We start from the raw sequence: 22809 nt of genomic DNA, 5'->3' as shown, positions 1-22809 counted from the left end.
AGGCCCCGGAAATAGGGGGAAGTACGTGACGCAGGATACAGCCGAAGCAAGCCGTCCAATGGGTTTTTGGATGGCTCTTGCGCTCGTCATGGGCAGCATGATTGGGTCAGGCGTATTCCTGTTGCCCGCGAGCCTTGCGCCCTTGGGATGGAATTCGGTTATTGGATGGTTGATTACCGTAGCGGGCGCATTGTGCGTGGCGTCGGTGTTTGGCGCGTTAAGCAAGGCCTTGCCAAAGGCCGGCGGACCATATGCTTATACGCGCGCGGCCTTCGGCGACGGCGCGGGCTTCGCGATTGCATGGGCCTATTGGATATCGATGTGGGTCGGAAATGCCGCCATCGCCACCGCTGCGGTAAGTTATTTGAGCCAGTTGTTTCCGGTTGTCGGAACGCATGGCGTATCGTCGGCAGTTACGATTGCGATTATTTGGGCATTTACGCTTGTCAACATTCGCGGCACCAAGCTTGCGGGGCAAGTTCAGATCGTCTGGACGATCGCAAAGCTGCTGCCTCTGGTCGCGGTGATCGGGCTTGCTGCTTATGTCCTTGCGACCCAAGGCACCGCGCTTGTGCGGCCATTTGTTGCGGCTGACATTTCGGCGACCAGCATTTCCACCGCCACCATATTGACCCTATGGGCCATGCTTGGGCTTGAACTGGCGACCGTGCCCGCCGACAAGGTCCAGGACCCCGAACGCACCATCAACCGCGCGACGCTTTTTGGAACCGCCGGCGCTGGCGTCATTTATATCCTCGTCTGCTCCGCCGTGGTCCTAATGCTACCGGTTGCCATCACCAGCGTATCGGCTGCGCCATTTGCCGACTTTGTGAATGTATATGCGGGCACCAATGCCGGCACCGCGATCGCCGCGGTAGGCGCGATCAGCGCGCTTGGCGCGTTGAACGGCTGGATCATGTGTCAGGCCGAGATGCCCGCCGCTTTAGCGCGCGACGGACTGTTCCCGGCATTCCTGGGCAAAGCAGGCGCCAATGGCACGCCGCGCAACGCACATCTGTTTACCTCAACACTTTTGACGCTGGTCATCCTGATGAACAGCAGCCGGTCGATGTCATCGATGTTTGAATTTCTGATCGTGCTGACCACTGCCATTGTTCTGGTGATGTATTTCGGATGCGCCGCCGCTGCGTTCCGTTTGATGACCAAAGGGCAGTTGCCGGTCACAGCGGGTTTCAAAGTCATATTGTTGTTGGCGGCGCTATATTCGTGCTGGACTATCTATGGCGCGGGGGCCGAAGCCTTGATCTGGGGCGTTGTTTTGTTGTTGGCCGGGTTGCCGGTTTTCTGGCTTTTGAAGCTAGCAAGGGGTTCCAAACCCACGAGCTGACGCCTACATGCACAGGACAAGGAATTTGCGGGACATTCGATGAGCTACACTACCGATTTAGGCCTTTATATTGATGGCAGCTGGCGCAAGGGTGAAGGCCGCGATTGTCACACCGTCATCAATCCGGCCACTGGAGAAACGCTCGCTGAGCTGCCTTTGGCGACTGCGGCAGACCTCGATGAAGCGCTTGCTGCTACAGCAACGGGTTTTGCATATTGGCGCGGCGTCGATGTAAATGCCCGCGCCGCAATATTGCATAAGGTTGCCGATCTCATCCGCGAGCGCGCAGAAGGCATCGCCGTTCTGCTCACGACCGAACAAGGCAAACCACTCGCCGAAGCGCGGACCGAGGTTCTGTCCTGCGCCGCGCAGTTTGATTATTTCGCAGAAGAGGCCAAGCGCAGCTATGGCCGCGTCCTTGTGCGGCCAACAGGACAACGCGCGATTGTGCTGAAACAACCCGTCGGACCCGTTGCCGCGTTTTCACCGTGGAATTTCCCGGTCAATTTGATGTGCAAGAAAATGGCTGCGGCGCTGGCTGCGGGCTGCTCGATCATCGCCAAACCACCGGAAGAAACACCAGCAAGCACAAGCGGCATCATGCAGTGCGTCATCGACGGCGGCGTTCCGGGCAATGTTGCGCAGCTGGTCTACGGCGTTCCCGATATGGTGAGCCGCCACCTGATCGCCTCACCGATCATCCGCAAGGTCAGCTTCACGGGGTCTGTTCCCGTGGGCAAACATTTGCTGAAGCTTGCGGCAGACGGCGTTAAGCGCACCACCATGGAATTGGGTGGCCATGCGCCTGTGCTCATTTTCGACGATTGCGACCTTGAAAAGGCGATTACTTTGTCGGCGACCACCAAGTTCCGGAACGCCGGACAAGTGTGCATTTCGCCGACGCGTTTCTATGTGCAGGAAGGCGTCTACGACCGCTTTGTCGCTGGGTTTGCTGCGCATACGAAGAATGTACAGGTCGGCAACGGATTGGATGCTGGCACGGTCATGGGGCCACTGGCCAATGCGCGGCGGCCATCGGCCATCGCCGCCCTCGTTGAAGATGCAACGTCGAAAGGCGCGAAGCTATTGGCGGGTGGCACGCGCGGCGAACAGGGCTATTTCTTTCAGCCGACGGTGCTTGCGGACGTTCCCATGTCGGCAGACGTGATGGACAATGAACCATTTGGCCCCCTTGCATTGATGCGGCCATTCAAGACGTTGGACGAAGCCATTGAACAGGCAAACCGCCTGCCCTTTGGCCTTGCCGCTTATGCCTTCACCGAAAACGCGCGGCAGGCGAACCTTGTCGCTGATGCGTTGGATACTGGCATGGTTGGCCTCAACAGCTTTGTGATTTCCATGCCTGACGCGCCCTTTGGCGGGGTCAAGGAATCCGGCTTTGGCAGCGAAGGCGGCCCCGAAGGTCTCGACAGCTATTATGTGACCAAAGCGGTCCATCAATATTGATAAAGCGGCAGCTCTGGCTGATTGGTGGGCTGTGCGCTCTGGCGCTTGGCACCATTGGTATAGCTCTGCCGTTACTGCCGACCGTACCCTTTATGATATTGGCGGCCTTTTGCTTTGCGCGCAGCAGCCCAGCGCTTGAAGCCCGCTTGATGAACCATCCCGCCTTTGGGCATCATATTGTTGCTTGGCGGGAAAAAGGGGTGGTCAGCAGACGCGGCAAATGGTCGGCAACCGCCGCCTTTGGCATCAGCACAGCCATTGGAATGATCACATTGGCATTGCCGTTGTCGTTGATACCACCGGGCGTTGCGATATTGTGCCTTGGCTGGATTTGGCGACAGCCCGAAGCTTAGGGTCAGGACCAATTAAATCGCCGCGTCGCGGACTATTGCGGTCCCAGCCTCGCGCTGTTTTTTCAGATCCGCCTTCAACTTTGCAGGATCACGCGCAAATACAAAACCAAAGCTGACGCCGCCTTCCTTGCCGATGGTGGCGTGGTGCAATTTATGCGCCTGAACCAGCCGCTTGGCATAACCACTGCGCGGCACATATTTAAAGTAACGTTGATGCACGAGGCCATCATGCACGACGGTGTAGATGATGCCGTAAAATAGCACGCCCAGGCCAATCCACGTCGCAGGCTCCCAAGCTTTCTCGCCGAGCAACAACGGGCTGCCAATCGCAAATAAGGAGATGCTCGTAACCGCGCCGACAATCCCATAAAGATCGTTCTTTTCCAGCGCATTATCATGTGGCTCGTGATGGTCACGGTGCCAGCCCCAGCCCCAGCCGTGCATGATATATTTATGGCTCGACCACGCCACCCATTCCATGACGAAGACGGTGCCGACCACAATGAGGATGATGCTGATAATGCTCATATTGTTCCCATTATACGCAAATGGCGGAATATTGAAGTGCAACGATTGTCACCTCACTTGATTTCGTTGCAATCAGTTCTATGGCATTTTTATTATGTCCACACCGCAAACACTGTACGAAAAAATCTGGAACGCCCATGTCGTCGAACAACGCGACGATGGTACGTGCCTGATCTTCATTGACCGCCACCTTGTGCACGAAGTGACCAGTCCGCAGGCTTTTGAAGGCCTAAGGGCGGCAGGGCGCCGTGTCCGAAGACCCGATTTGACATTGGCTGTGCCTGACCACAACCTGCCCACCACCGCGCGTCTGGATAGCAACGGACAATCAATCCCGATTGCAGACCCGGAAAGCGCCCAGCAATTGGAAGCGCTGGAGCGAAACGCGCCGGAGTTCGGCATCGACTATATAAATGCCTCCGATGCCAAGCAGGGCATCGTCCATGTTGTTGGGCCAGAGCAGGGCTTTTCCCTTCCCGGGACAACGATTGTGTGCGGCGACAGCCACACCGCTTGCCATGGTGGCCTTGGCGCCTTGGCATTCGGCATCGGTACGTCTGAGGTCGAGCATGTTCTGGCTACACAGACGCTTCAACTGACACGTTCAAAGTCCATGGAAGTACGCGTCGAGGGCGAATTGCGCGCAGGCGTGTCCGCCAAGGACGTCGTGCTGCACATCACCGGCGTGCTTGGTGCCGCAGGTGGAAGCGGCCATGTGATCGAATATACCGGATCCGTCATCCGCGCGCTCAGCGTCGAAGGGCGGCTGACCATTTCCAACATGGCCATTGAACATGGCGCGCGCGCGGGCCTTGTGGCACCCGACGATACCACTTTTGCGTATATCAAAGGCCGGCCCATGGCGCCGTCAGGCGCAAATTGGGACGCAGCGGTGGCTTATTGGCGCACGCTCGCGACCGATGCGGGTGCAACATATGACAAGGTCGTGTCGATTGATGCCGCCGATATCGCACCCAGCGTCACATGGGGTACCAGCCCCGAAGATGTGTTGCCGATTACAGGCATCGTGCCCGATCCGTCCAGCTTTGCCGATCCGTCCAAGCAGGAAGCCGCACGCAAATCGTTGGATTATATGGGGCTGACACCCGGCATGCGGATGACCGATATCGAAGTGCAGAATATCTTCATCGGCAGCTGCACCAACAGCCGCATCGAAGATCTGCGCGCCGCCGCTGAAATCTTAAAAGGCCGCAAAAAGGCGGCGAACGTCAAATGGGCGATTGTCGTCCCCGGCAGTGGCCTTGTGAAGCAACAGGCGGAGGACGAGGGTCTAGACCGGATATTTACCGACGCCGGATTCGAATGGCGCGAGCCGGGCTGCTCGGCATGTTTGGGGATGAACCCGGACAAGGTGCCCGCCGGCGAACGTTGCGCATCGACCAGCAACCGGAATTTCGTCGGCCGCCAAGGACCAGGCGCACGCACCCATCTGGTGAGCCCGGCAATGGCGGCAGCAGCAGCTGTTGCTGGCAAGTTAACGGATGTCCGTGCGTTCGCCAATTAAGGGTACCGCATGCGCGGCACCGCTGGCCTATGCGGCGGTGCCATTGAAGCTATTTCCTTTACTTGTCACAAATGCCAAAGCTAAAGCAGTTGGCATCAAGGAACAGGCATATGACCAATAAAAAATCCGATGGCGACGACAAATGGTCGACCACAGCAAAGGTTGGCGCTGCAGTGGGTTCGGCGGCACTTGTCGCAGCACTTTTGTACGCAGGACGCCGCAGCCTGACCCAGAAAAAGGGTAAGCTGGAACCCCTATCGCCAGAGAATGAGGGTGCGCCAATGACGCACAATCAGCCCAAGACAGATACGGACTAAAATTATGAAAGCGATAAGCCGTGTTGAAGGCCGGGCCTATCCCGTCGGTTTGAAAAATATCGACACTGATGTGATCATCCCCGCGGTGTGGCTTAAAACCATTAGCCGCGCTGGACTGGGCAAGGGTGCGTTCGAAAGCTTGCGCGCGGTCCCGGGCAACGTGTTTGACGACCCTGAATATGCCGGTGCGCCGATATTGATCGCTGGCGACAATTTCGGTTGCGGATCGAGCCGCGAACATGCGGCGTGGGCTATGGCCGATTTGGGCATATCCGCGGTGATTGCGCCCAGCTTTTCTGACATATTTTCGGGCAATGCGTTCAAGAACGGCTTGCTCGCCATCGTCCTTCCGCAGGCGGCGATTGACCGTTTGATGGAAGTCGCGCGGACCGATGACATTCACATCGATCTGGAAACGCAAACCGTCACCACGCCGTTTCAGGACCGGTTCGAATTTGAAATCGACCCGTTCCGTAAACATTGCCTGATTAACGGTGTAGACGAAATCGGCCTGACGCTAAAAAGCAGCGACGCGATTTCGGTGTACGAAGCCAAATTATCTGCGGACCGGCCCTGGCTGGCGCCAAACCCCGTTTAGGAGAGAGACATGCGCGCTTTATTATCGACCGCAAGCGGCGGCCCAGAAACACTTGTCATGGGCGAATTGCCTGAACCCCTTGCCGGACCCGGTCAGGTTGTGGTCGCGGTAAAGGCCTGTTCGATTAATTTTCCCGACACCCTGATGATTGTCGACCTCTATCAATTCAAGCCTGAGCGCCCCTTTGCGCCGGGCGGAGAAATTGCGGGCACAGTCGAAGCCATTGGCGAAGGCGTTACCGGTTTTGCCATTGGCGACCGCGTCATTGGCCTGTGCGGCAATGGCGGTCTGACCGAAAAAGTCGCGGTCGCAGCGTTCAATTGCTTCAAAATGCCCGACGCCATGTCCTTTGACGATGGCGCAGCTTTGTTGATGACCTATGGCACGTCCATCCACGCGCTGAAGGATCGCGGCCATATGAAGTCGGGCGACAATGTCCTTGTGCTTGGCGGCGCAGGCGGCATCGGGATTTCGGCCATTGAACTGGCCAAGGCATTTGGCGGCCGTGTCGTCGCCGGTGTCTCCAGCGAGGCAAAGGCAGACATCGCGCGCGAAGCAGGCGCTGACGAAGTTGTCGTGTATCCGCATCAGCCGTTCGACAAGGACCAGTCCAAAGCTGTCGCCGAGCTGTTCAAAACGGCCGCTGGCCGGGACGGATATAATATCATTTATGACACCGTGGGTGGTGACTATAGCGAGCCTGCCGTCCGGTCGATTGCGTGGGAAGGCAAGTTTCTCGTGGTTGGCTTTCCCGCCGGAATCGCGAAATTGCCATTAAACCTCACACTGCTGAAAAGCTGCGACGTATGCGGCGTTTTCTGGGGCGCCTTTGCCGCACGTACGCCGCAGAAAAATCACGCCAACATAGCCGAGCTGTTTGACCTATATGCAGCGGGCAAGATCAAGCCGCGCATTTCGGAAACCTTCGCACTTGCGGACGCGGGAACAGCGATCGCACGCTTGGGGGACCGGGCAGCCGTTGGAAAGCTGGTCGTTCACATTTAACAAGACCAGCCTTGTTGAGTGACCATGCAGGCATTATCTTTAAACAACAGCGAATGGGAACGGCATCATGACGACTTTTGACAACCGCGAAAACGCCTTTGAAAACAAGTTTGCACATGATGCAGACCTGCAATTCAAGATTACCGCCCGCCGCAACAAACTTGTGGGTCAGTGGGCAGCCGAAAAAATGGGCCTGACCCCTGAAGAAACAACGTCTTATGCGACATCGGTCGTGCAGGCGGACTTTGAAGAAGCTGGCGATGAAGACGTTATCCGTAAACTGCTTGGCGACTTAACGTCGGCTGGGGTAGACGTGGATGACGCGATGATCCGCGCTGCGCTTGACGAGAAAATGGTTGAAGCCCGCCGTCAGTTTATCGAGCCAGCATAATGGCAATGCACGCGCACGAAATTGAGGAAATGATTCAGGCCGCGCTTCCCGATGCGCTTGTCGAAATCACTGACCTTGCGGGCGACGGCAACCATTATGCCGCGCGCGTCGTCAGCGAAAGCTTTCGCGGCATGCCGCGCGTAAAACAGCACAAGGCCGTGTATGACGCTTTGGGCGGACGCATGGGCGGTGTCTTGCATGCACTTCAGCTGACAACAGCCATTCCCTGATTATTGGAGTATTGAAATGAGCGTAAACGAACGGATCGATGAGATCGTCAAAGGCAATGCTGTCGTCCTTTTCATGAAAGGTTCGCCACTGTTTCCGCAGTGCGGATTTTCCAGCAAGGCGATCGCCATTCTTGACCATCTGAATGTCGCTTATGAAAGCGTCGATGTATTGCAGGATATGGAAATCCGTGCGGGCATCAAAGATTATAGCGATTGGCCAACAATCCCGCAGTTGTACGTCAAGGGCGAGTTCCTGGGTGGTTCGGACATCATGATGGAAATGTACGAAGCTGGCGAACTGCAAGCTATGGTAGACGCCGAAGGCTTGGCCAAGGCTGACTAATCAGTCGGCGTCATTTACCACAATCAGTCTTGGCTGCATGATGTGAATCCACAGCAACGCCATTAGATAGGCGCTTGCGCAGATTGCGAACATCGGCGTGTAGCCAAGGCCTGCATCGAGCGACCAGCCAGCGAATTCAAGCATAGCCGCGCCGCTCAAATTACCGACCAAAGCCCCAATTGCGATCACGCTGCCGACCTGACGCGCGGGAACAATATCCGCTGTCATACCGAAAATATTGGTCGAAAAACCCTGATGCGCGAAAAGTGCCAGCCCGATGATAAGCGCTGCAACCCATTCATTTGGTGCTTGCAGGGCCAAGGGAATGGGTAAAATCAGCAAGGCGTAAAAGAGCATGGAGCTTTTGCGCGCTACATTTGGTGTCATTCCCTTACCCAATAGGATCGGGAACAATATGCCACTGGTCAACGCGCCAACCGCGGCCAGCGCATATACGATTGCGGTGGGCGCGCCTATTTCGGCCTGCCCCAGTCCAAATTGCCGCGCAAAGAAGTCTGGCGCCCAAAATAATATAAACCACCAAACAAGGTCCGTAAGCAGCTTTGCGCCGGCCACGGCCCATGTCCGCCGTTCCTTCAACAGTTCACGCCATGGTGGGCCCTTGTCTGCTGGATTGGCGATGGTTGGCGCAGCTGTTCCCAATGGCTGAAGCTTGCTTGTCCCAAGCCACCAGAAAACCAGCCAGACAAAGCCAAGCGCGCCAGTGATAATAAACGCCTCGCGCCAGCCATAAGTGATGGCAATCCATGGCACGGTCAGCGGCGCCAGAATTGCGCCTATATTGGACGCGCTGTTAATCACGCCAATACCGATGGATCGTTCACGAATGGGTAAATATGTGGCGGCGGATTTCATCGCCGCGGGCGTATTGACCGACTCTGCCACAGCCAAGGTGACACGCGCTGCGACAAACTGTCCCACCGAACTGGCAAAAGCATGTCCCATGCCCGCCAAGCTCCATATCGCAACGGCCAAACCATAGCCCCAGCGTACGCCGAAGCGGTCAATAAACCACCCGACGCCGAGTAGAGCTACTGCCGTGGCGATCTGAAATGCTGATCCGAAATGACCAAATTCACGGTCGGTCCAACCAAACTCAACCTGCAATGTGGGCTTTAGAAGTGCGAGAACCTGTCGGTCGAGATAATTGAGCGCCGTGCCGAAAAACAAAAGGGCAATGAGTCCGTAGCGGATATACCGTGCGGCATAGCCCGACGTTGCGATCTCGGTGTCGGCCATTGAATCCTCTCCCAAGTCCTGCTTTATGCTGGAACTTCTGATGCATCTGCCTATAGAAGGCCATATGACACCGCAAGACATAAACGCGAATTATATCGCTGACCTGTACGGCGAGACATATCTTGCTGAGGACAATCCGGCACCGCGTAAACGATTGATGATGCGCGCATTGTTCCCGGGTCTTGCTGTCGTTGGTATCGCTTCGGTTGCAGCGACTTGGTTCTCCGAACATTATGGCATGCCCGTCATATTTGCCGGGCTTCTGCTTGGTTTGGCACTCAATTTTGTGTCGGCTGAGCAAAAGGTCCACTCGGGCCTCGATTTCTGCGGCACATCTTGTTTGCGGTGGGGCATCGTTCTGTTGGGGACCCAGGTTACCGCGATGCAAATCGGCGGATTGGGTGCACTGGCGTTTCTGGGGCTGGTTTGTATCATGGCGCTGGTGATGGGTGCGGGCCTATTCGGCGCGCGACTGGCTGGGCAAAGCAATTATGCTGGCTGGCTGGCTGGCGGCGCGACAGCCATCTGTGGCGCGTCAGCTGCTTTGGCTATTTACGCCGTTATTGGCCGCGAGCGGCTGAACCAGAACCAATTTACGCTAACGTTGGTGGGTGTTTCGCTCGCCAGTGCTATCGCCATGTCCTTTTACCCCCTCATCGCGGCGCAGCTTGCGTTCACGGATCGTCAGGCGGGTTTCCTGATGGGCGCTGCGATACATGATGTCGCGCAGTCGCTCGGCGGTGGCTATAGTTTTTCCCAATCCGCTGGTGAAACGGCTACCATCGTAAAGCTGTCGCGCGTGGCCTTGTTGGCCCCCGCAGTGGCGCTTATTGGCCTAGCGATCGGTTCGGGCAGTGGCCAATCGAAAAGCCTTGCTGCGAAGTTGAAACTGCCTTGGTTCATCATCGCGTTCTTCGCGGTGGTTGCCATCAACTCGCTTGTCGACGCGCCGAAATGGGTGGCCGAATATGGCCTGCTGGCATCCAAAGCGATGCTCTTGTTCGCAGTTACCGCAACAGCTATGCGGTCTCGGCTTGATCTGTTACTCGGGCAAGGCTGGAAGGCGATGCTGCCCGTCATGCTCGCCACTTTGACCGCTTTCATCGCTGCGGCGACCTTTGCATGGGGATTTTTATGAGCCAGCCAATTTTTGACCTCGCCGTAATCGGTGGCGGCATAAACGGTGCAGGCATTGCCCGCGACGCAGCCGGACGAGGCGCAAAAGTTGTCTTGCTCGAGCGCGGTGATCTTGCGCGCGGCACATCCTCTGCATCGACAAAACTGATCCATGGCGGCCTGCGTTATCTTGAGCATTATGAATTCGCGCTGGTGCGGGAATCTTTGATTGAGCGCGAGCGGTTGTGGGCCATTGCACCGCACATCATTTGGCCGCTGCGCTTTATCCTTCCGCATCAAAAAGGTATTCGGCCCGCATGGCTCGTCCGCTTGGGCCTGTTTTTATATGACCATATTGGCGGCCGCAAACTGCTCCCCGCGACCCGCACCGTAAAGCTTGCGTCTGAACCGGCTGGTAAGCCGCTGAAGCCCCAATTCACAACTGCATTCGAATATTCCGATTGCTGGGTCGATGACGCCCGATTGGTGATCTTCAACGCCATGGACGCCGCACAACATGGTGCAGACATCCGCACGCATTGCGAAGTGACACACATCGAGCGACGTGACAGCATCTGGCATATCGAAATTGCAGGGCAGCCGCCTATACAGGCGCGCGCCATTGCCAACGCAGCAGGGCCAGCGGTGCTTGAACTGCTTGCGCGCACCACCGGGCGTCAACACAATGCCGCCGAAACCATCCGGCTTGTGCGCGGGTCCCACATCGTTGTGCGCAAAATGTTCGATACGCCGCAGGCCTATTTCTGCCAAAACCCTGATGGCCGGATCTTCTTCGCGATACCGTATGAGGATGATTTCACCCTGATCGGAACGACCGATGCCGATCACAAGGGATCGCTTGATGACATTATCGCGACGCCCGAGGAAATCGATTATATCTGCGAATCAGCTGGGGCATATTTCAAACAAACCATTACTGCGGCAGACGTCATATACAGCTATGCCGGTGTTCGTCCTCTGGTCGATGACGGGTCGGGCAAGCCTGAAACCGCATCGCGCGGTTACCATTTCGAAGTCGACGTTGATGCAGATGGGCAAGCGCCGATCCTGTCTGTCTTCGGCGGAAAGATTACAACATACCGTCACTTGGCAGAAAGCGCCGTCAAAAAGCTCGCTGGATATATGCCTATTCTCGATGGGCGAAGCTGGACCCTCAAACAGCCGCTTCCGGGTGGCGATTTTCCGACCGATGGCGCCGATAACTTGGCGGATGAACTGCAGCGCGCATTCCCGTTTCTGCCTGCGTCCCTCACCCACCGCTGGGTACGCAGCTATGGGACGCTGACGCGATCAATTCTGGCCGATGCCCACACCATCGCAGATCTTGGCACGCATTTTGGCCATGGGCTGTATGCGCACGAAGTCGACTATTTGATCGGCCAGGAATGGGCGCGCTCCGCAAGCGATGTATTGTGGCGGCGCAGCAAGCTGGGCCTGCGTTTTTCTGCTGAAGAAACACAATATTTGGAAAATTACGTCGCCGGCAAATTACCAGAATAAAACCGTTTAACCCAAAACGATATCGTGAACGTTAAGTATTGCGTATAGTATACTATAGTATACGCTTGATATTGAACGGGGAAACAAGAGCGATGTATAGCAGGCGGACGCTTGGACAAAATGTTTCCAACACAGTCCTAGACAATGACGCTGAGCTATCAGCCGATAGCATGAAAGTTACCCAATTTGCTCCCCCGGCTGCGCTCGCGCCCTTTGTCACGCATGTCTATTTTTTCCAGTGTGAAAAAGTACGTCTTACCGACCAAATGCCGGCGGCATTGGGGCAGCTGCTTTTCTTGTTGAAAGGCAGCGCCAATTTGCAGTTTCAGGACGGACATACCGTCCCGGCAAAAGGCGCAACTATTGTAGGGCCAGGCCTTGGTGCTGCGGAATTCACCTTCGAAGGCCCTTTTTATCATCTCGGATTTGCGCTTTCGCCACTCGGTTTTGTTGCGCTCACCGGTCAGCCTGCCAATCAGTACGCAGATCGGGCAGTGCCGGCATCTGAATTATTTGGCCTGGAAATAGAAACCCTCGCCCAAGCTATTACCGCAGGCTTCGCGGAAGGCACGATGCGGCTTTCGCAGATTGTCGATGAAGTCACACATTTCTTACTCCTGCGTCTGCGGCCAATCCCGAATTCCCATATCCAAATGATTCAGACAGTCATTCGTTGGATATCAAGCGATTTTGATCCGGACGTCGAGCAGCTTTACACCAAACTCGACATGTCGCGCAGCACCGCCGCGCGGCTTATCGCGAGATTTTTCGGGTGCGCGCCAAAGCTGTTAATGCGCAAATATCGGGCGCTGCGGGCAGCAACTATCATGATAGACCCAAACGCAACGGCGGAAATGCGGTCGCAAGTCGAATCCACCTTTTACGATCAGCCGCATATGATCCGTGAGATCCGCCAATTCGCGGGACGCACACCGGGCGCATTGGACAGCAGCAATGCAAAAGTGATGCGCTTGTGGCTTAGCAAGGAAAACTACCGAGACATCGAATCCTTTCTGGGTTGATTTCCGCAGACAAAAGGACCATCTCACCCAAATCGGAGTAAATTTATCTGATTAGGGTCAATGTTATGCGTTTGTCGAATATGGCAGATTATGCAGTGGTGGTTATGAGCGCGGCTTCGCGCCATTGCGGCTCTGCGCGCGTATCTGCGACGGACCTTGCGACCGAAACCGGCCTTGCCCTGCCCACGACTCAAAAGCTGGTGAGCGTGTTGACCAAGGCGGGCCTATTGCGTTCGGCACGTGGCACGGGGGGTGGCATCACGCTTGCCCGTCCTGCTGCGGCAATCAATCTGGCGGATATTATTGAGGCCGTCGAAGGCCCAATTGCGATGACCGCGTGCTGCGATACGCATAAACACGCCTTGGGCCAGCATTGTGCGAAAGAAGGCAGCTGCCACGTCCAATCGCATTGGCCCGTCGTCAACAACGCTGTGCGCGGTGCGCTTGCGCAAATCAATTTGGCAGGACTGACGCGATGACCGACGATATCGAAATCAAAGACAAGGCTGCGTGGGACGCCGCCGAAAAGGTCGCTGATTACGAGCATGGCTGGTCGTCGGACATTGAAACCGATTTTGCGCCAAAGGGCCTGAACGAAGATACCGTGCGCTTTATTTCGGCAAAGAAGAATGAGCCCGAATGGATGCTCGAATGGCGGCTTAAGGCCTTTGCGATGTGGAAAAAGACGGAAGCGCCGGATTGGGCTAAGCTCAATGTGCCGCCCATCGATTATCAGGACGCGTATTATTATGCCGCGCCCAAGGCAAAGCCAAAGCTGAATTCATTGGACGAGGTCGATCCCGAAATCCTGCGCGTTTACGAAAAGCTGGGTATTCCGATTGCCGAACAGAAATTGCTCGCCGGTGTCGATGGCGGTGAAGATGGTGGCTTGCCCCAACGCCGCGTCGCGGTTGATGCCGTATTTGACAGCGTTTCGGTTGCCACAACCTTCCGCGCTGAATTGGAGCGGGCTGGCGTTATCTTCCGCAGCATTTCGGAAGCGATTAAGGAATATCCTGACCTTGTCCGCAAATATCTGGGCAAGATTGTGCCGATGCACGACAATTATTTCGCCACGCTCAATTGCGCGGTCTTTTCCGATGGCACGTTCGTCTACATCCCCGAAGGGGTGCGCTGCCCGATGGAGCTTTCGACCTATTTCCGTATCAACGCGGAAAATACCGGGCAGTTCGAACGGACATTGATCGTCGCCGACAAGGGCAGCTATGTCAGCTATCTCGAAGGCTGCACTGCGCCGATGCGCGACGAGAATCAGCTGCACGCCGCTGTGGTCGAACTGGTCGCGCTGGACGATGCCGAAATCAAATATTCGACCGTGCAAAACTGGTATCCCGGCGACGCGGAAGGAAAAGGCGGCATTTATAATTTCGTCACCAAGCGCGCATTGTGTCAGGGACGGAACAGCAAGGTGAGCTGGACCCAGGTGGAAACCGGCAGCGCGGTGACATGGAAATATCCAAGCTGCGTATTGAACGGCGAAAACAGCGTTGGCGAATTTTACTCGGTCGCGGTGACCAACAATCACCAGCAGGCCGATACCGGCACCAAGATGATCCACAATGGCAAGGGTTCGCGCTCGACCATCGTCAGCAAGGGTATAAGCGCCGGACACAGCAACAACACCTATCGCGGCCTGGTGCGCGTTGCGCCCAATGCCGAGGGCGTGCGCAACTTCACCCAATGTGACTCGCTGTTGCTCGGGTCTTTGAGCGGCGCACACACTGTCCCCTATATCGAAGTTCGCAACCCAAGCGCGCAGATTGAACATGAGGCGACGACGAGCAAGATTTCAGACGACCAGATGTTCTACGCAATGGCTCGCGGCCTGAACGCCGAGGAAGCGGTCGCACTGATCGTCAACGGCTTTGCCAAGGAAGTGCTGCAGCAATTGCCGATGGAATTCGCGGTTGAGGCGCAAAAGTTGTTGGGCATTAGCCTTGAGGGGAGCGTGGGGTGAGGCATTGTCGCCTCTCCAACGCAAAACGATTTAACGGAAAAACAGACGTCATATGCTCCAAATAAATAACCTCCACGCCAATGTTGGCGACAAGCCTATTCTCAAAGGCCTCACGCTCTCGCTGAACGCGGGCGAGATCCATGCGATCATGGGTCCGAACGGCGCGGGAAAATCGACGCTGGGTTACGTGCTTTCGGGTCGGCCAGGTTATGAGGTGACCGAAGGTTCGGTGACCTTCAACGGGCAGGATTTGCTCGCCCTCGAACCGCATGAACGCGCCGCCGCCGGTCTGTTCTTGGGCTTTCAATATCCGGTCGAAATTCCCGGCGTATCGAACGTCCAGTTCCTGCGCGAGGCGTTAAATGCGCAGCGCAAATATCGCGGTGCGGCGCCGCTAACCGGTGGAGAATTCCTGAAGGTCGCACGCGAACAGGCAGGAGCGCTTGGCATGGATATGGAGATGCTCAAGCGTCCAGTAAATGTCGGCTTTTCGGGCGGCGAGAAGAAGCGCAACGAGATGGTGCAAATGGGTATCATCGACCCTGTGCTTGCGATCCTCGACGAAACCGACAGCGGCCTCGACATCGACGCGCTGCGCACAGTGGGTGATGGCATCAACCGCATCATGCGCAAACCGGACAAGGCCGTGCTGCTGATCACGCATTATCAGCGGCTGCTTGATTATGTGAAACCCGACTTTGTGCATGTCCTCGACGGTGGTCGCGTCACGCGGACCGGCGGTGCGGAACTAGCGCTTGAGCTGGAGCGTGACGGGTATAAGGAATTGGCGGCTTGAGCATGTCCGCGCCCACCCGCCACAATGAAGCATGGCGCTACAGCGACATTGCCGCCGTCGAAGCGGCTTGGCCATTGCCTGCGCCCGAAAGTATCATCGTATCTGCGGGCGGCACATTTGCGCGGACCATCATTCAGGACAGCGGCACTATCCATCAATTGGACATCGCGATTGGCAAAGGCGCCACCGCCGCGATCCATGTGTTGAATATCGGTGGTGAATATGGGCGGGTAGAGCTTAACGTCACACTGCACGAAAAGGCTGATTTCAAACTTGGCGCGGCGCAAATTGGTGGTGGTGCGCAAACGCTTGAGGTCATTACCACTGTCACCCATGCCGAACCCGGCGCGACGTCATCGCAGATCGTGCGCTCCGTCTTGGCGGGTACAGCGACAGGCACCTATCTTGGCAAAGTAGCCGTGGCACGCGATGCCCAGCAAACCGACAGCGTGCAGTCCGTCAAAGCGATGCTGCTGGACCGCAGCGCGACGGCCAACGCCAAGCCGGAACTCGAAATTTACGCCGACGACGTCAAATGCGCCCATGGCTGCGCGATTGGCGAGTTGGACGCCATGGGACTTTTCTATCTGCAAGCGCGCGGCATTACCCCTGCCGAGGCAAAGAAGCTGATGTTGCAGGCGTTCGTTGCTGGCGTGTTTGAAGGCGCAGCTGATGAAGAGGCGCTGACCGAAGCGGCGCTGAAGAAATTAGGGGAATTGGTGTGACCTCTCCCCTTCGTCATGCTGAACTTGTTTCAGCATCTTACTTGTTAATTGCGGCTGATAAGGTCGCCATTAAGACCCTGAAACAAGTTCAGGGTGACAGAGTATTGCTGTGAACGTGGCTGTCCTCACGCGCCCATCGGAAATCCGCGACCAATTCCCCGGCCTTGCGAACAACTGGCATTATCTTGACACCGCCGCGACGGCGCAAAAACCGCAGGTCGTGCTCGACGCGATGATGCGTGCCGGTGGCGCCGATTATGCCACCGTCCATCGCGGCGTCTATGCCCGCTCGGCCAATATGACCGTCGCGTTTGAGGCAGCGCGCGAGCGCGTGGCGCGGTTCATCGGCGCAGCATCGCCGAACGAAGTCGTGTTCGTGCGCGGCGCGACCGAAGGCATCAATTTGGTCGCACAAAGCTGGGGCCCCGCCAATCTGAACGCTGGCGACCGCATCATGCTCAGCCAGTTGGAGCATCATAGCAATATCGTGCCGTGGCAGATGCTGGCGGAAAAGGTTGGCGCGCATATCGACGTCTGCCCGCTGACCGACGACGGCCTGATTGACCTCGACTGGCTGGAAGCGAACCTTACTGAACAGCATAAGCTCGTCGCGCTCGCGCATGTGTCCAATGTGCTTGGGTCGGTCCTTGGCGTAAAGCGTGCGGCCAAGGCTGCACATGCTGTCGGTGCCAAGCTCATGCTCGATGGCTGTCAGGCCGCGCCGCGCATGCGGTTGAACATGGCCGAGCTTGGCTGCGACTTTTACGTCATGTCCGGCCACAAATTATATGGCCCAACCGGCGTTGGTGTGTTGTGGGCAAAGGCGGAAACGCTGGATTCCATGCCGCCATGGCAAGGCGGCGGTGCGATGATTGATCGCGTGACCTTTGAAAAAACGACCTACGCCCCGGCGCCATCGCGGTTTGAGGCGGGCACCCCGATGATTATCGAGGTGATTGGGCTGCACGCGGCGATCGACTTTATCGACAGTTTTGGTCCCGAAGCGATATTTGCGCATGAAAGCGCGCTCGCCGCGCAAACGCGTGACGCTTTGCGCGGCATCAATTCGGTCACCTTATACGGTCCGGAGAAGTCCGCTGGCATCGTGTCCTTCAGCATGGAGGGCATCCATCCGCACGATATCGGAACGATATTGGACGAAGAAAATGTCGCCATTCGTGCCGGCCATCACTGCGCACAACCGCTGATGGACCATCTGGGCATCCCCGCCACCGCGCGGGCGAGCTTTGGTATTTACAATGACGAAAATGATGTCGCAGCGCTGGTGCGCGGGCTGGAACGGGTGAAAAGGATTTTTGGATGAATTTCCCCGCTTTCGTCATGCTGAACTTGTTTCAGCAAAACAAACCGCAGTCGCGTGTTATCCTGAAACAAGTTCAGGATGACGAGGAGTAATTATGAACGAGAACATCCGGATAGAAGAAGTTGATAGCGTCGAAAAGCCGCCCCGCGCGCGCGTGGAAAACGCGGTCGAAACACCAGGCGAAACATTGGCCCGCAAGAAGGATTATCTGGAAGGCTTTCTCGCGCAGAAACCTGTCGCGCCATCACCGGGCGAACCTGATGGCGATTTATACGAAGCGGTCATTGCAGCGCTTAAGGAAATTTATGACCCGGAAATTCCGGTGAACATTTACGACCTTGGCCTGATTTACAATGTCGAGATCAATGACGGCCATGCGCTCGTGTCGATGACACTGACGACCCCGCATTGCCCAGTGGCGGAATCCATGCCGGGTGAAGTTGAACTGCGCGTTGGCGCAGTACCGGGCATTGGTGACGCTGAAGTAAATTTGGTCTGGGAACCCGCATGGTCGCCAGCCAATATGACTGATGAAGCCCGTCTGGAGCTTGGAATGTTATGACCGATGTAAAGACCCGGGTTCGCCCCGCTGCAGTCATACTGACGCCCGCGTCGGAAGCGCGGATTACCGAGCTTATGTCCAAAGCACCTGAAGGCGCGATTGGCGTAAAGCTATCCACGCCGCGTCGGGGCTGTTCGGGCCTCGCATATTCGGTCGACTATGTGTCCGAGGCCATCGCCTTCGATGAAAAAATCGAAACGCCCGGCGGCGTGCTCTATATCGATGGAGGCTCGGTGCTCTATCTCGTCGGATGCATCATGGATTGGGTCGAAGATGAATTTGCCGCTGGCTTTGTCTTCAATAATCCCAACGCGACCGGCAGTTGCGGCTGCGGCGAAAGCTTTACGGTTTAAAAACCGAACTGCAGCCGGAACGCCACGCCGATGTCATCCGGCGCGCTTTCGAAATGCCCCGGCTCCTGTCGCCAGAACAGGTTTGACGAGAAATAGCCGCCGCTCATTGGCAATATCCAAGCAATCTCGCTCGCGATTTCGCGCCCTTGTGGCGCAAGACTGAAGCGTCTGATGCCGAATGTCGGTGTGAGTGTAGCATAATCATAGGCAACGGGCACACTCAGCGCGAGGCCGCCGCTGGTGACACGCAGCGGTTGGGCAAACCGAAACGCCAGCCGGTCGCCGGGCGTAAATGCGTTGGCCCGTGTGACGTCAAAGGAAAATGCGTTGCTCTTCAGCAGGCTTTGTCCAGTCAGTGTCGACCCCGCATTGGGATAGGTCCACCCTTGCCGCCAACTGGTGCCGATGGACCAGCCCTGTCCCAAAGCTGCTTCCATATTGCCGTCCATGAACAGGCTGCGCGCACCGCCGCGACCTATGAAGTTGCCAAAGCGGGCGCCGAGGATCGTTTCATCCTCCCGCATCCAATTGGCACCCAGCGCCAATCTGGCCGGCCCGATTTTACGATCCAGCGACAACCCTAATGCTGCATAGGGATATTCGCGCGCACTGCGGCGGAGATATTCGTCGCCGGCACCTTCATAAAGACGGGCGTCGCCATGTTCAACGCTGCCCGTCAGCCCAAAAGCACCCAATTGCTGTCGCAGGGCGAAGGAATTGCCTGGTTGGCGTTCAAAGCCGCCCTCCATCCGTGCCTCACCAGCGGTCAAAAACGCGCTGCTGGTCATATCTTGCAAGGCCGCGACCTGATTGGCGGCCGTTTGCCGGATGCCCAAGCTAAAACGTGTATCTTTGGTAATCGCTGCGTTCACTCGGCCCGCCAACAACCGCGCCTGTCGCGCTTGCCCGTCCGAAAGCGCAAGCGGCAATATGCTAGCTGTGCCAACGCCGCTGTCGCTGATCGAAAATGCAATTTGGGTTGTGCCAAGAACCGCGCTGACCGATCGGTCGTGATGAATAAGCGCAGGCGTTAACCGCAACCGGGGCGCAGCGGCATTCAAACCATGCGCAAGGTCGATGTCATATGCACGGCCATAGCTATCCACGATCACCGCGTTCACGGGACGATTGGACATAGCAACATCGCCCATCGGGCCACTTGTCGTGCCACCATCGCCCGAAAGCGGTACTATTATTGTTGTGCCGGCGAGCGAGGTCGTTCCTGCTGGCGCGAAGGCGCGCGCAATATCCAAAATGCCGCGGCCGTAAATTGCGTCGGTGCCGGGGTCGCCCGCATCACGCGCGGACGTCAGCAGCAAATTGACGATTTGGGAACCCGTCAGGTTCGGGAAAGCCTGCGCGAGCAATGCTGCAGCACCGGCAATCTGTGGCGCTGAAAATGAAGTACCGTTGAAAACGCGAATGAACGTCTGACCATTTTGGTTGTAACGGTAAATTGCGTCGTCCCGATATTCGCAGCAGATACCCTGCCCCAGTGCGGACAAAACCGACGCCTGCGAAACGCCAGCCTTGTTGCTGAAGTTTGAAATCACGCCCTGATCATCGACCGACGCAGCGATGATGACGAGACCGTTGCCATTGGCCAACAATGCCTGCGCAAATGGGCTTGGGTTGTTGGGGTCGAACGCAGGCACTGCATCATTACCTTCGTTCCCAGCAGAAGCGACGATGATGATGCCTGCCTGAGTCGCGCGGTTGATCGCCGCACGAAGCGCAGCACTCGCGCCACCTGCCCCGCCCAGAGATATATTTATAACACGCGCGCGATTGTCGATGGCGCGTTCCACGCCTGCTGCAATCGCGGAGTCAAAAAACGAACATTTTGCTGCATCCTCACCGGGTGTGGCGGTGGTGCAGCTTCCAGGTTGGTCTGCCCGCAACACCAAAATTGTCGCGTCAAAAGCAATGCCGTGGACATCGCGGTCATCCTTGGCAGCGGCGAGTACGCGCGTGACTTCAGTCCCATGACCGTCATCGTCGCCAAGCGGTCTGCCCGCGCCGGTGACATCGCCCGACTGCGCATGAATGCGACCGGTGAATTCATGGCTATTGGGATCAATCCCTGAATCGATAACGCCCACGGTGACACCCAATCCCGATGCGCCGGCACGATAGGCCGTTACCGCGTTGTGAAAATCCGGACCATCCGACCGATTAAATTCCGCTGTCGCAAAATTTGTCGGCGGCGGCGGGGTTGGAGAAGGCGGGGATGGTGGAGGGGGCGGTGCCACAACCGGAGGGGACGCGGGCGGTGCCGGTGGTTTCGAATTGACACCTCCACCGCCGCCACCGCAGCCAGAAAGCGACAATGCAAATATAATCGACCCACCGATGACCAGCTTACGATCAAACAAAGCTGAACTCATGACATTGCAAACCTTCTATCCGGGAACACCCCTTTAAACACGATTCGCTTTCGCCAATGTTAATATGTTGATTGAGATATTCCCAACGGGTTGTTACGCGCGGACCATGCAATCATATTTCACCGATATCGACACATGGATCTTTGATCTTGACCTCACCTTATATGGCCCTGAGGCAAATATCATGGCGCAGATCCGGGACCGTATTGCGCTATATGTCGAGGATCATTTCCAAATCGGCTCCGTCGAGGCGCACGAAATCCGGCATCGTTATTGGAAGAAATACGGCACGACTTTGGGCGGACTGATGGCTGAACATGCGGTTGACCCTTACGGCTATCTCGATTTTGTGCATCAGGTTGACCTGAGCCTATTGAAACCCGCGCCGGATTTGCGTGGGCATATTAATGCTTTACCGGGTCGAAAAATTATCTTCACAAACGCCGACGCACCTTATGCCGCACGTGTGTTGACCGCGCGCGGTCTGGACGATGTGTTTGAAGATGTTTTTGACATCCACCGGATGCAACATATGCCAAAGCCATTCGCCGGTAGCTACGACGCGTTGTGCAGCGAACTTACAATCAACGCAACGCGTGCACTTTTTGTGGAAGATTCCGCGCATAATCTGGTTCCCGCCAAAGCGTTGGGTATGCGCACAATTTGGGTGAAACATGAAGGCGAAGCTGATAGCGCAGCCCATCAAGACCATATCGACCATGAAATTACCGATGTGACCCAATGGCTATCGGAAATTCACAGCTTTGAAAGAGCCGCATGACTTTACAACTAACTGCCATCATTGACGCCGCATGGAACGCCCGTGACGGGATCAGCAGTGCCACGCAAGGCGAGGTGCGCGACGCCGTACAAACAGCATTGGCTGGTCTTGATGACGGGTCACTGCGCGTTGCAGAAAAGCTGGACGGCAGTTGGCAGGTCAACCAATGGCTTAAAAAGGCTGTTTTGTTGTCGTTCCGGTTGAATGACAATGTCTTGGTTGACGGCGGCGCAGCTGGCGCCCCTGCCTATGACAAGGTCCCTTCCAAATTTGCAGGATGGGGCGAAAGCCGCTTCCGGGACGCAGGATTCCGCGTTGTGCCCGGCGCCGTCGCGCGGCGCGGCAGCTTCATCGGCAAGAATGTTGTGTTGATGCCCAGCTTTGTAAATATCGGCGCACGCGTTGATGAAGGTACTATGGTCGACACATGGGCAACGGTCGGAAGCTGCGCGCAAATTGGTAAAAATGTCCATCTGTCGGGCGGCGTTGGCATTGGCGGCGTACTTGAGCCGCTGCAGGCTGGCCCCGTCATCATTGAAGACAATTGCTTCATTGGCGCACGGTCAGAAGTTGTTGAAGGCGTCGTTATCGAAGAAGGCGCAGTGCTTTCGATGGGTGTTTTCATCAGCTCCACCAGCAAGATTATTGACCGGACAACGGGCGAAATATTTGTGGGCCGCGTACCGGCATATTCGGTTGTTGTCCCCGGGTCGCTTCCGGGCAAAGCGCTTCCCGACGACAGCCCGGGCCCAAATCTCTCCTGCGCGGTCATCGTGAAACGCGTCGATGCACAGACCCGCGCAAAGACTGCAATCAACGACCTGTTGAGGGATTAATTCGCCGAGCCGAGCGGGGACGATCAAAACGGACTTGCAATTC

General features: G+C 56.5%; 25 protein-coding genes. 22 read left to right on the top strand and 3 right to left on the bottom strand.

Annotated elements, in window-relative coordinates; genetic code table 11:
- Nucleotides 1-25: 25 nt before the first annotated feature.
- From CFE35_RS05690 to CFE35_RS05680, 3 genes are read left to right on the top strand one after another with little or no spacing between them, the layout of a single operon-like run.
- Entirely contained in the window at nucleotides 26-1348 is a 1323-nt protein-coding gene (locus tag CFE35_RS05690; RefSeq protein ID WP_292928807.1) for an amino acid permease, read from the top strand.
- 39 nt (nucleotides 1349-1387) lie between these two features.
- Nucleotides 1388-2815 carry an NAD-dependent succinate-semialdehyde dehydrogenase gene (locus tag CFE35_RS05685; protein ID WP_292928806.1) on the top strand — a complete coding sequence of 476 codons (1428 nt, stop codon included), beginning with the start codon at nucleotides 1388-1390 and terminating at the stop codon, nucleotides 2813-2815.
- Nucleotides 2815-3168 carry a YbaN family protein gene (locus CFE35_RS05680; protein ID WP_292928893.1) on the top strand — a complete coding sequence of 118 codons (354 nt, stop codon included), beginning with the start codon at nucleotides 2815-2817 and terminating at the stop codon, nucleotides 3166-3168. Before CFE35_RS05685 ends, CFE35_RS05680 begins: the two co-directional genes overlap by 1 nt.
- Nucleotides 3169-3180: 12 nt before the next feature.
- Here the strand turns inward: CFE35_RS05680 and CFE35_RS05675 are convergent, their stop codons facing one another.
- On the bottom strand, nucleotides 3181-3696 hold the full coding sequence (locus tag CFE35_RS05675; RefSeq protein WP_292928804.1) for a sterol desaturase family protein: 516 nt from the start codon (nucleotides 3694-3696) through the stop codon (nucleotides 3181-3183).
- Nucleotides 3697-3790: 94 nt separating this feature from the next.
- On the opposite strand from CFE35_RS05675, the gene leuC reads away from it, so the two are divergent.
- The 7 genes from leuC to grxD all read left to right on the top strand — a co-directional run bounded on the left by leuC (nucleotide 3791) and on the right by grxD (nucleotide 8105).
- Nucleotides 3791-5221 (top strand): 3-isopropylmalate dehydratase large subunit, encoded by a 1431-nt coding sequence (leuC, locus tag CFE35_RS05670; RefSeq protein WP_292928802.1) that lies wholly within the window; start codon nucleotides 3791-3793, stop codon nucleotides 5219-5221.
- 110 nt (nucleotides 5222-5331) lie between these two features.
- The gene (locus CFE35_RS05665; RefSeq protein WP_292928800.1) at nucleotides 5332-5538 is read left to right on the top strand and encodes a hypothetical protein; all 207 of its coding nucleotides are present in this window, start codon (nucleotides 5332-5334) and stop codon (nucleotides 5536-5538) included.
- Between the two features lie 4 nt (nucleotides 5539-5542).
- Nucleotides 5543-6136: a 3-isopropylmalate dehydratase small subunit gene (gene leuD, locus CFE35_RS05660; RefSeq protein WP_292928798.1), complete on the top strand. Its 594-nt coding sequence runs from the start codon at nucleotides 5543-5545 to the stop codon at nucleotides 6134-6136.
- Between the two features lie 9 nt (nucleotides 6137-6145).
- The gene (locus CFE35_RS05655; RefSeq protein ID WP_292928796.1) at nucleotides 6146-7141 is read left to right on the top strand and encodes an NADPH:quinone oxidoreductase family protein; all 996 of its coding nucleotides are present in this window, start codon (nucleotides 6146-6148) and stop codon (nucleotides 7139-7141) included.
- A gap of 67 nt (nucleotides 7142-7208) precedes the next feature.
- Entirely contained in the window at nucleotides 7209-7532 is a 324-nt protein-coding gene (locus tag CFE35_RS05650; RefSeq protein ID WP_292928794.1) for a DUF1476 domain-containing protein, read from the top strand.
- Nucleotides 7532-7762, top strand: a complete 231-nt coding sequence (locus CFE35_RS05645; protein ID WP_292928792.1) for a BolA family transcriptional regulator — start codon at nucleotides 7532-7534, stop codon at nucleotides 7760-7762. Before CFE35_RS05650 ends, CFE35_RS05645 begins: the two co-directional genes overlap by 1 nt.
- Nucleotides 7763-7778: 16 nt before the next feature.
- Complete coding sequence (gene grxD / locus CFE35_RS05640; RefSeq protein ID WP_292928789.1) at nucleotides 7779-8105, top strand: Grx4 family monothiol glutaredoxin; 327 nt, start codon at nucleotides 7779-7781, stop codon at nucleotides 8103-8105.
- On the opposite strand, the gene CFE35_RS05635 is transcribed toward grxD, so the two are convergent.
- Nucleotides 8106-9365 (bottom strand): MFS transporter, encoded by a 1260-nt coding sequence (locus tag CFE35_RS05635; protein WP_292928787.1) that lies wholly within the window; start codon nucleotides 9363-9365, stop codon nucleotides 8106-8108. It abuts the gene before it with no gap.
- Between the two features lie 25 nt (nucleotides 9366-9390).
- Between CFE35_RS05635 and CFE35_RS05630 the strand changes: the two genes are divergently transcribed.
- The 10 genes from CFE35_RS05630 to CFE35_RS05585 all read left to right on the top strand — a co-directional run bounded on the left by CFE35_RS05630 (nucleotide 9391) and on the right by CFE35_RS05585 (nucleotide 18762).
- Nucleotides 9391-10503, top strand: coding sequence for a putative sulfate exporter family transporter (locus CFE35_RS05630; RefSeq protein ID WP_292928785.1), 1113 nt, complete (start codon nucleotides 9391-9393; stop codon nucleotides 10501-10503).
- Nucleotides 10500-12002, top strand: coding sequence for a glycerol-3-phosphate dehydrogenase (locus CFE35_RS05625; protein ID WP_292928783.1), 1503 nt, complete (start codon nucleotides 10500-10502; stop codon nucleotides 12000-12002). The genes CFE35_RS05630 and CFE35_RS05625 overlap by 4 nt, the downstream gene beginning before the upstream one ends.
- Before the next feature lie 170 nt (nucleotides 12003-12172).
- Complete coding sequence (locus tag CFE35_RS05620; RefSeq protein WP_292928775.1) at nucleotides 12173-13024, top strand: DUF6597 domain-containing transcriptional factor; 852 nt, start codon at nucleotides 12173-12175, stop codon at nucleotides 13022-13024.
- A gap of 65 nt (nucleotides 13025-13089) precedes the next feature.
- Nucleotides 13090-13503 (top strand): SUF system Fe-S cluster assembly regulator, encoded by a 414-nt coding sequence (locus CFE35_RS05615; RefSeq protein WP_292928773.1) that lies wholly within the window; start codon nucleotides 13090-13092, stop codon nucleotides 13501-13503.
- Entirely contained in the window at nucleotides 13500-15002 is a 1503-nt protein-coding gene (sufB, locus tag CFE35_RS05610) for a Fe-S cluster assembly protein SufB (protein WP_292928771.1), read from the top strand. Before CFE35_RS05615 ends, sufB begins: the two co-directional genes overlap by 4 nt.
- Before the next feature lie 52 nt (nucleotides 15003-15054).
- Entirely contained in the window at nucleotides 15055-15798 is a 744-nt protein-coding gene (gene sufC, locus CFE35_RS05605; RefSeq protein WP_292928769.1) for a Fe-S cluster assembly ATPase SufC, read from the top strand.
- A gap of 2 nt (nucleotides 15799-15800) precedes the next feature.
- The gene (locus CFE35_RS05600; protein ID WP_292928767.1) at nucleotides 15801-16523 is read left to right on the top strand and encodes a SufD family Fe-S cluster assembly protein; all 723 of its coding nucleotides are present in this window, start codon (nucleotides 15801-15803) and stop codon (nucleotides 16521-16523) included.
- A 115-nt stretch (nucleotides 16524-16638) separates the two neighbouring features.
- Nucleotides 16639-17847: a cysteine desulfurase gene (locus CFE35_RS05595; protein ID WP_292928765.1), complete on the top strand. Its 1209-nt coding sequence runs from the start codon at nucleotides 16639-16641 to the stop codon at nucleotides 17845-17847.
- Between the two features lie 94 nt (nucleotides 17848-17941).
- Nucleotides 17942-18409, top strand: a complete 468-nt coding sequence (locus CFE35_RS05590; RefSeq protein ID WP_292928763.1) for an SUF system Fe-S cluster assembly protein — start codon at nucleotides 17942-17944, stop codon at nucleotides 18407-18409.
- Nucleotides 18406-18762 (top strand): iron-sulfur cluster assembly accessory protein, encoded by a 357-nt coding sequence (locus CFE35_RS05585; protein WP_292928761.1) that lies wholly within the window; start codon nucleotides 18406-18408, stop codon nucleotides 18760-18762. Before CFE35_RS05590 ends, CFE35_RS05585 begins: the two co-directional genes overlap by 4 nt.
- Here the strand turns inward: CFE35_RS05585 and CFE35_RS05580 are convergent.
- Nucleotides 18759-20864, bottom strand: a complete 2106-nt coding sequence (locus CFE35_RS05580) for a S8 family peptidase (RefSeq protein ID WP_292928759.1) — start codon at nucleotides 20862-20864, stop codon at nucleotides 18759-18761. The two genes, CFE35_RS05585 and CFE35_RS05580, sit on opposite strands and share 4 nt — an antisense overlap.
- A gap of 391 nt (nucleotides 20865-21255) precedes the next feature.
- On the opposite strand from CFE35_RS05580, the gene CFE35_RS05575 reads away from it, so the two are divergent.
- Together CFE35_RS05575 and dapD are read left to right on the top strand one after the other, a co-directional pair.
- The gene (locus tag CFE35_RS05575) at nucleotides 21256-21930 is read left to right on the top strand and encodes a pyrimidine 5'-nucleotidase (protein ID WP_292928757.1); all 675 of its coding nucleotides are present in this window, start codon (nucleotides 21256-21258) and stop codon (nucleotides 21928-21930) included.
- The gene (dapD, locus tag CFE35_RS05570; RefSeq protein ID WP_292928755.1) at nucleotides 21927-22766 is read left to right on the top strand and encodes a 2,3,4,5-tetrahydropyridine-2,6-dicarboxylate N-succinyltransferase; all 840 of its coding nucleotides are present in this window, start codon (nucleotides 21927-21929) and stop codon (nucleotides 22764-22766) included. Before CFE35_RS05575 ends, dapD begins: the two co-directional genes overlap by 4 nt.
- The last annotated feature ends 43 nt before the right edge of the window (nucleotides 22767-22809 follow it).

It is taken from the genome of Novosphingobium sp. PASSN1 (genome assembly GCF_002278815.1).
Note: the sequence above shows the minus strand (reverse complement) of the source record. Positions and strands in the feature narration are given on the sequence as shown.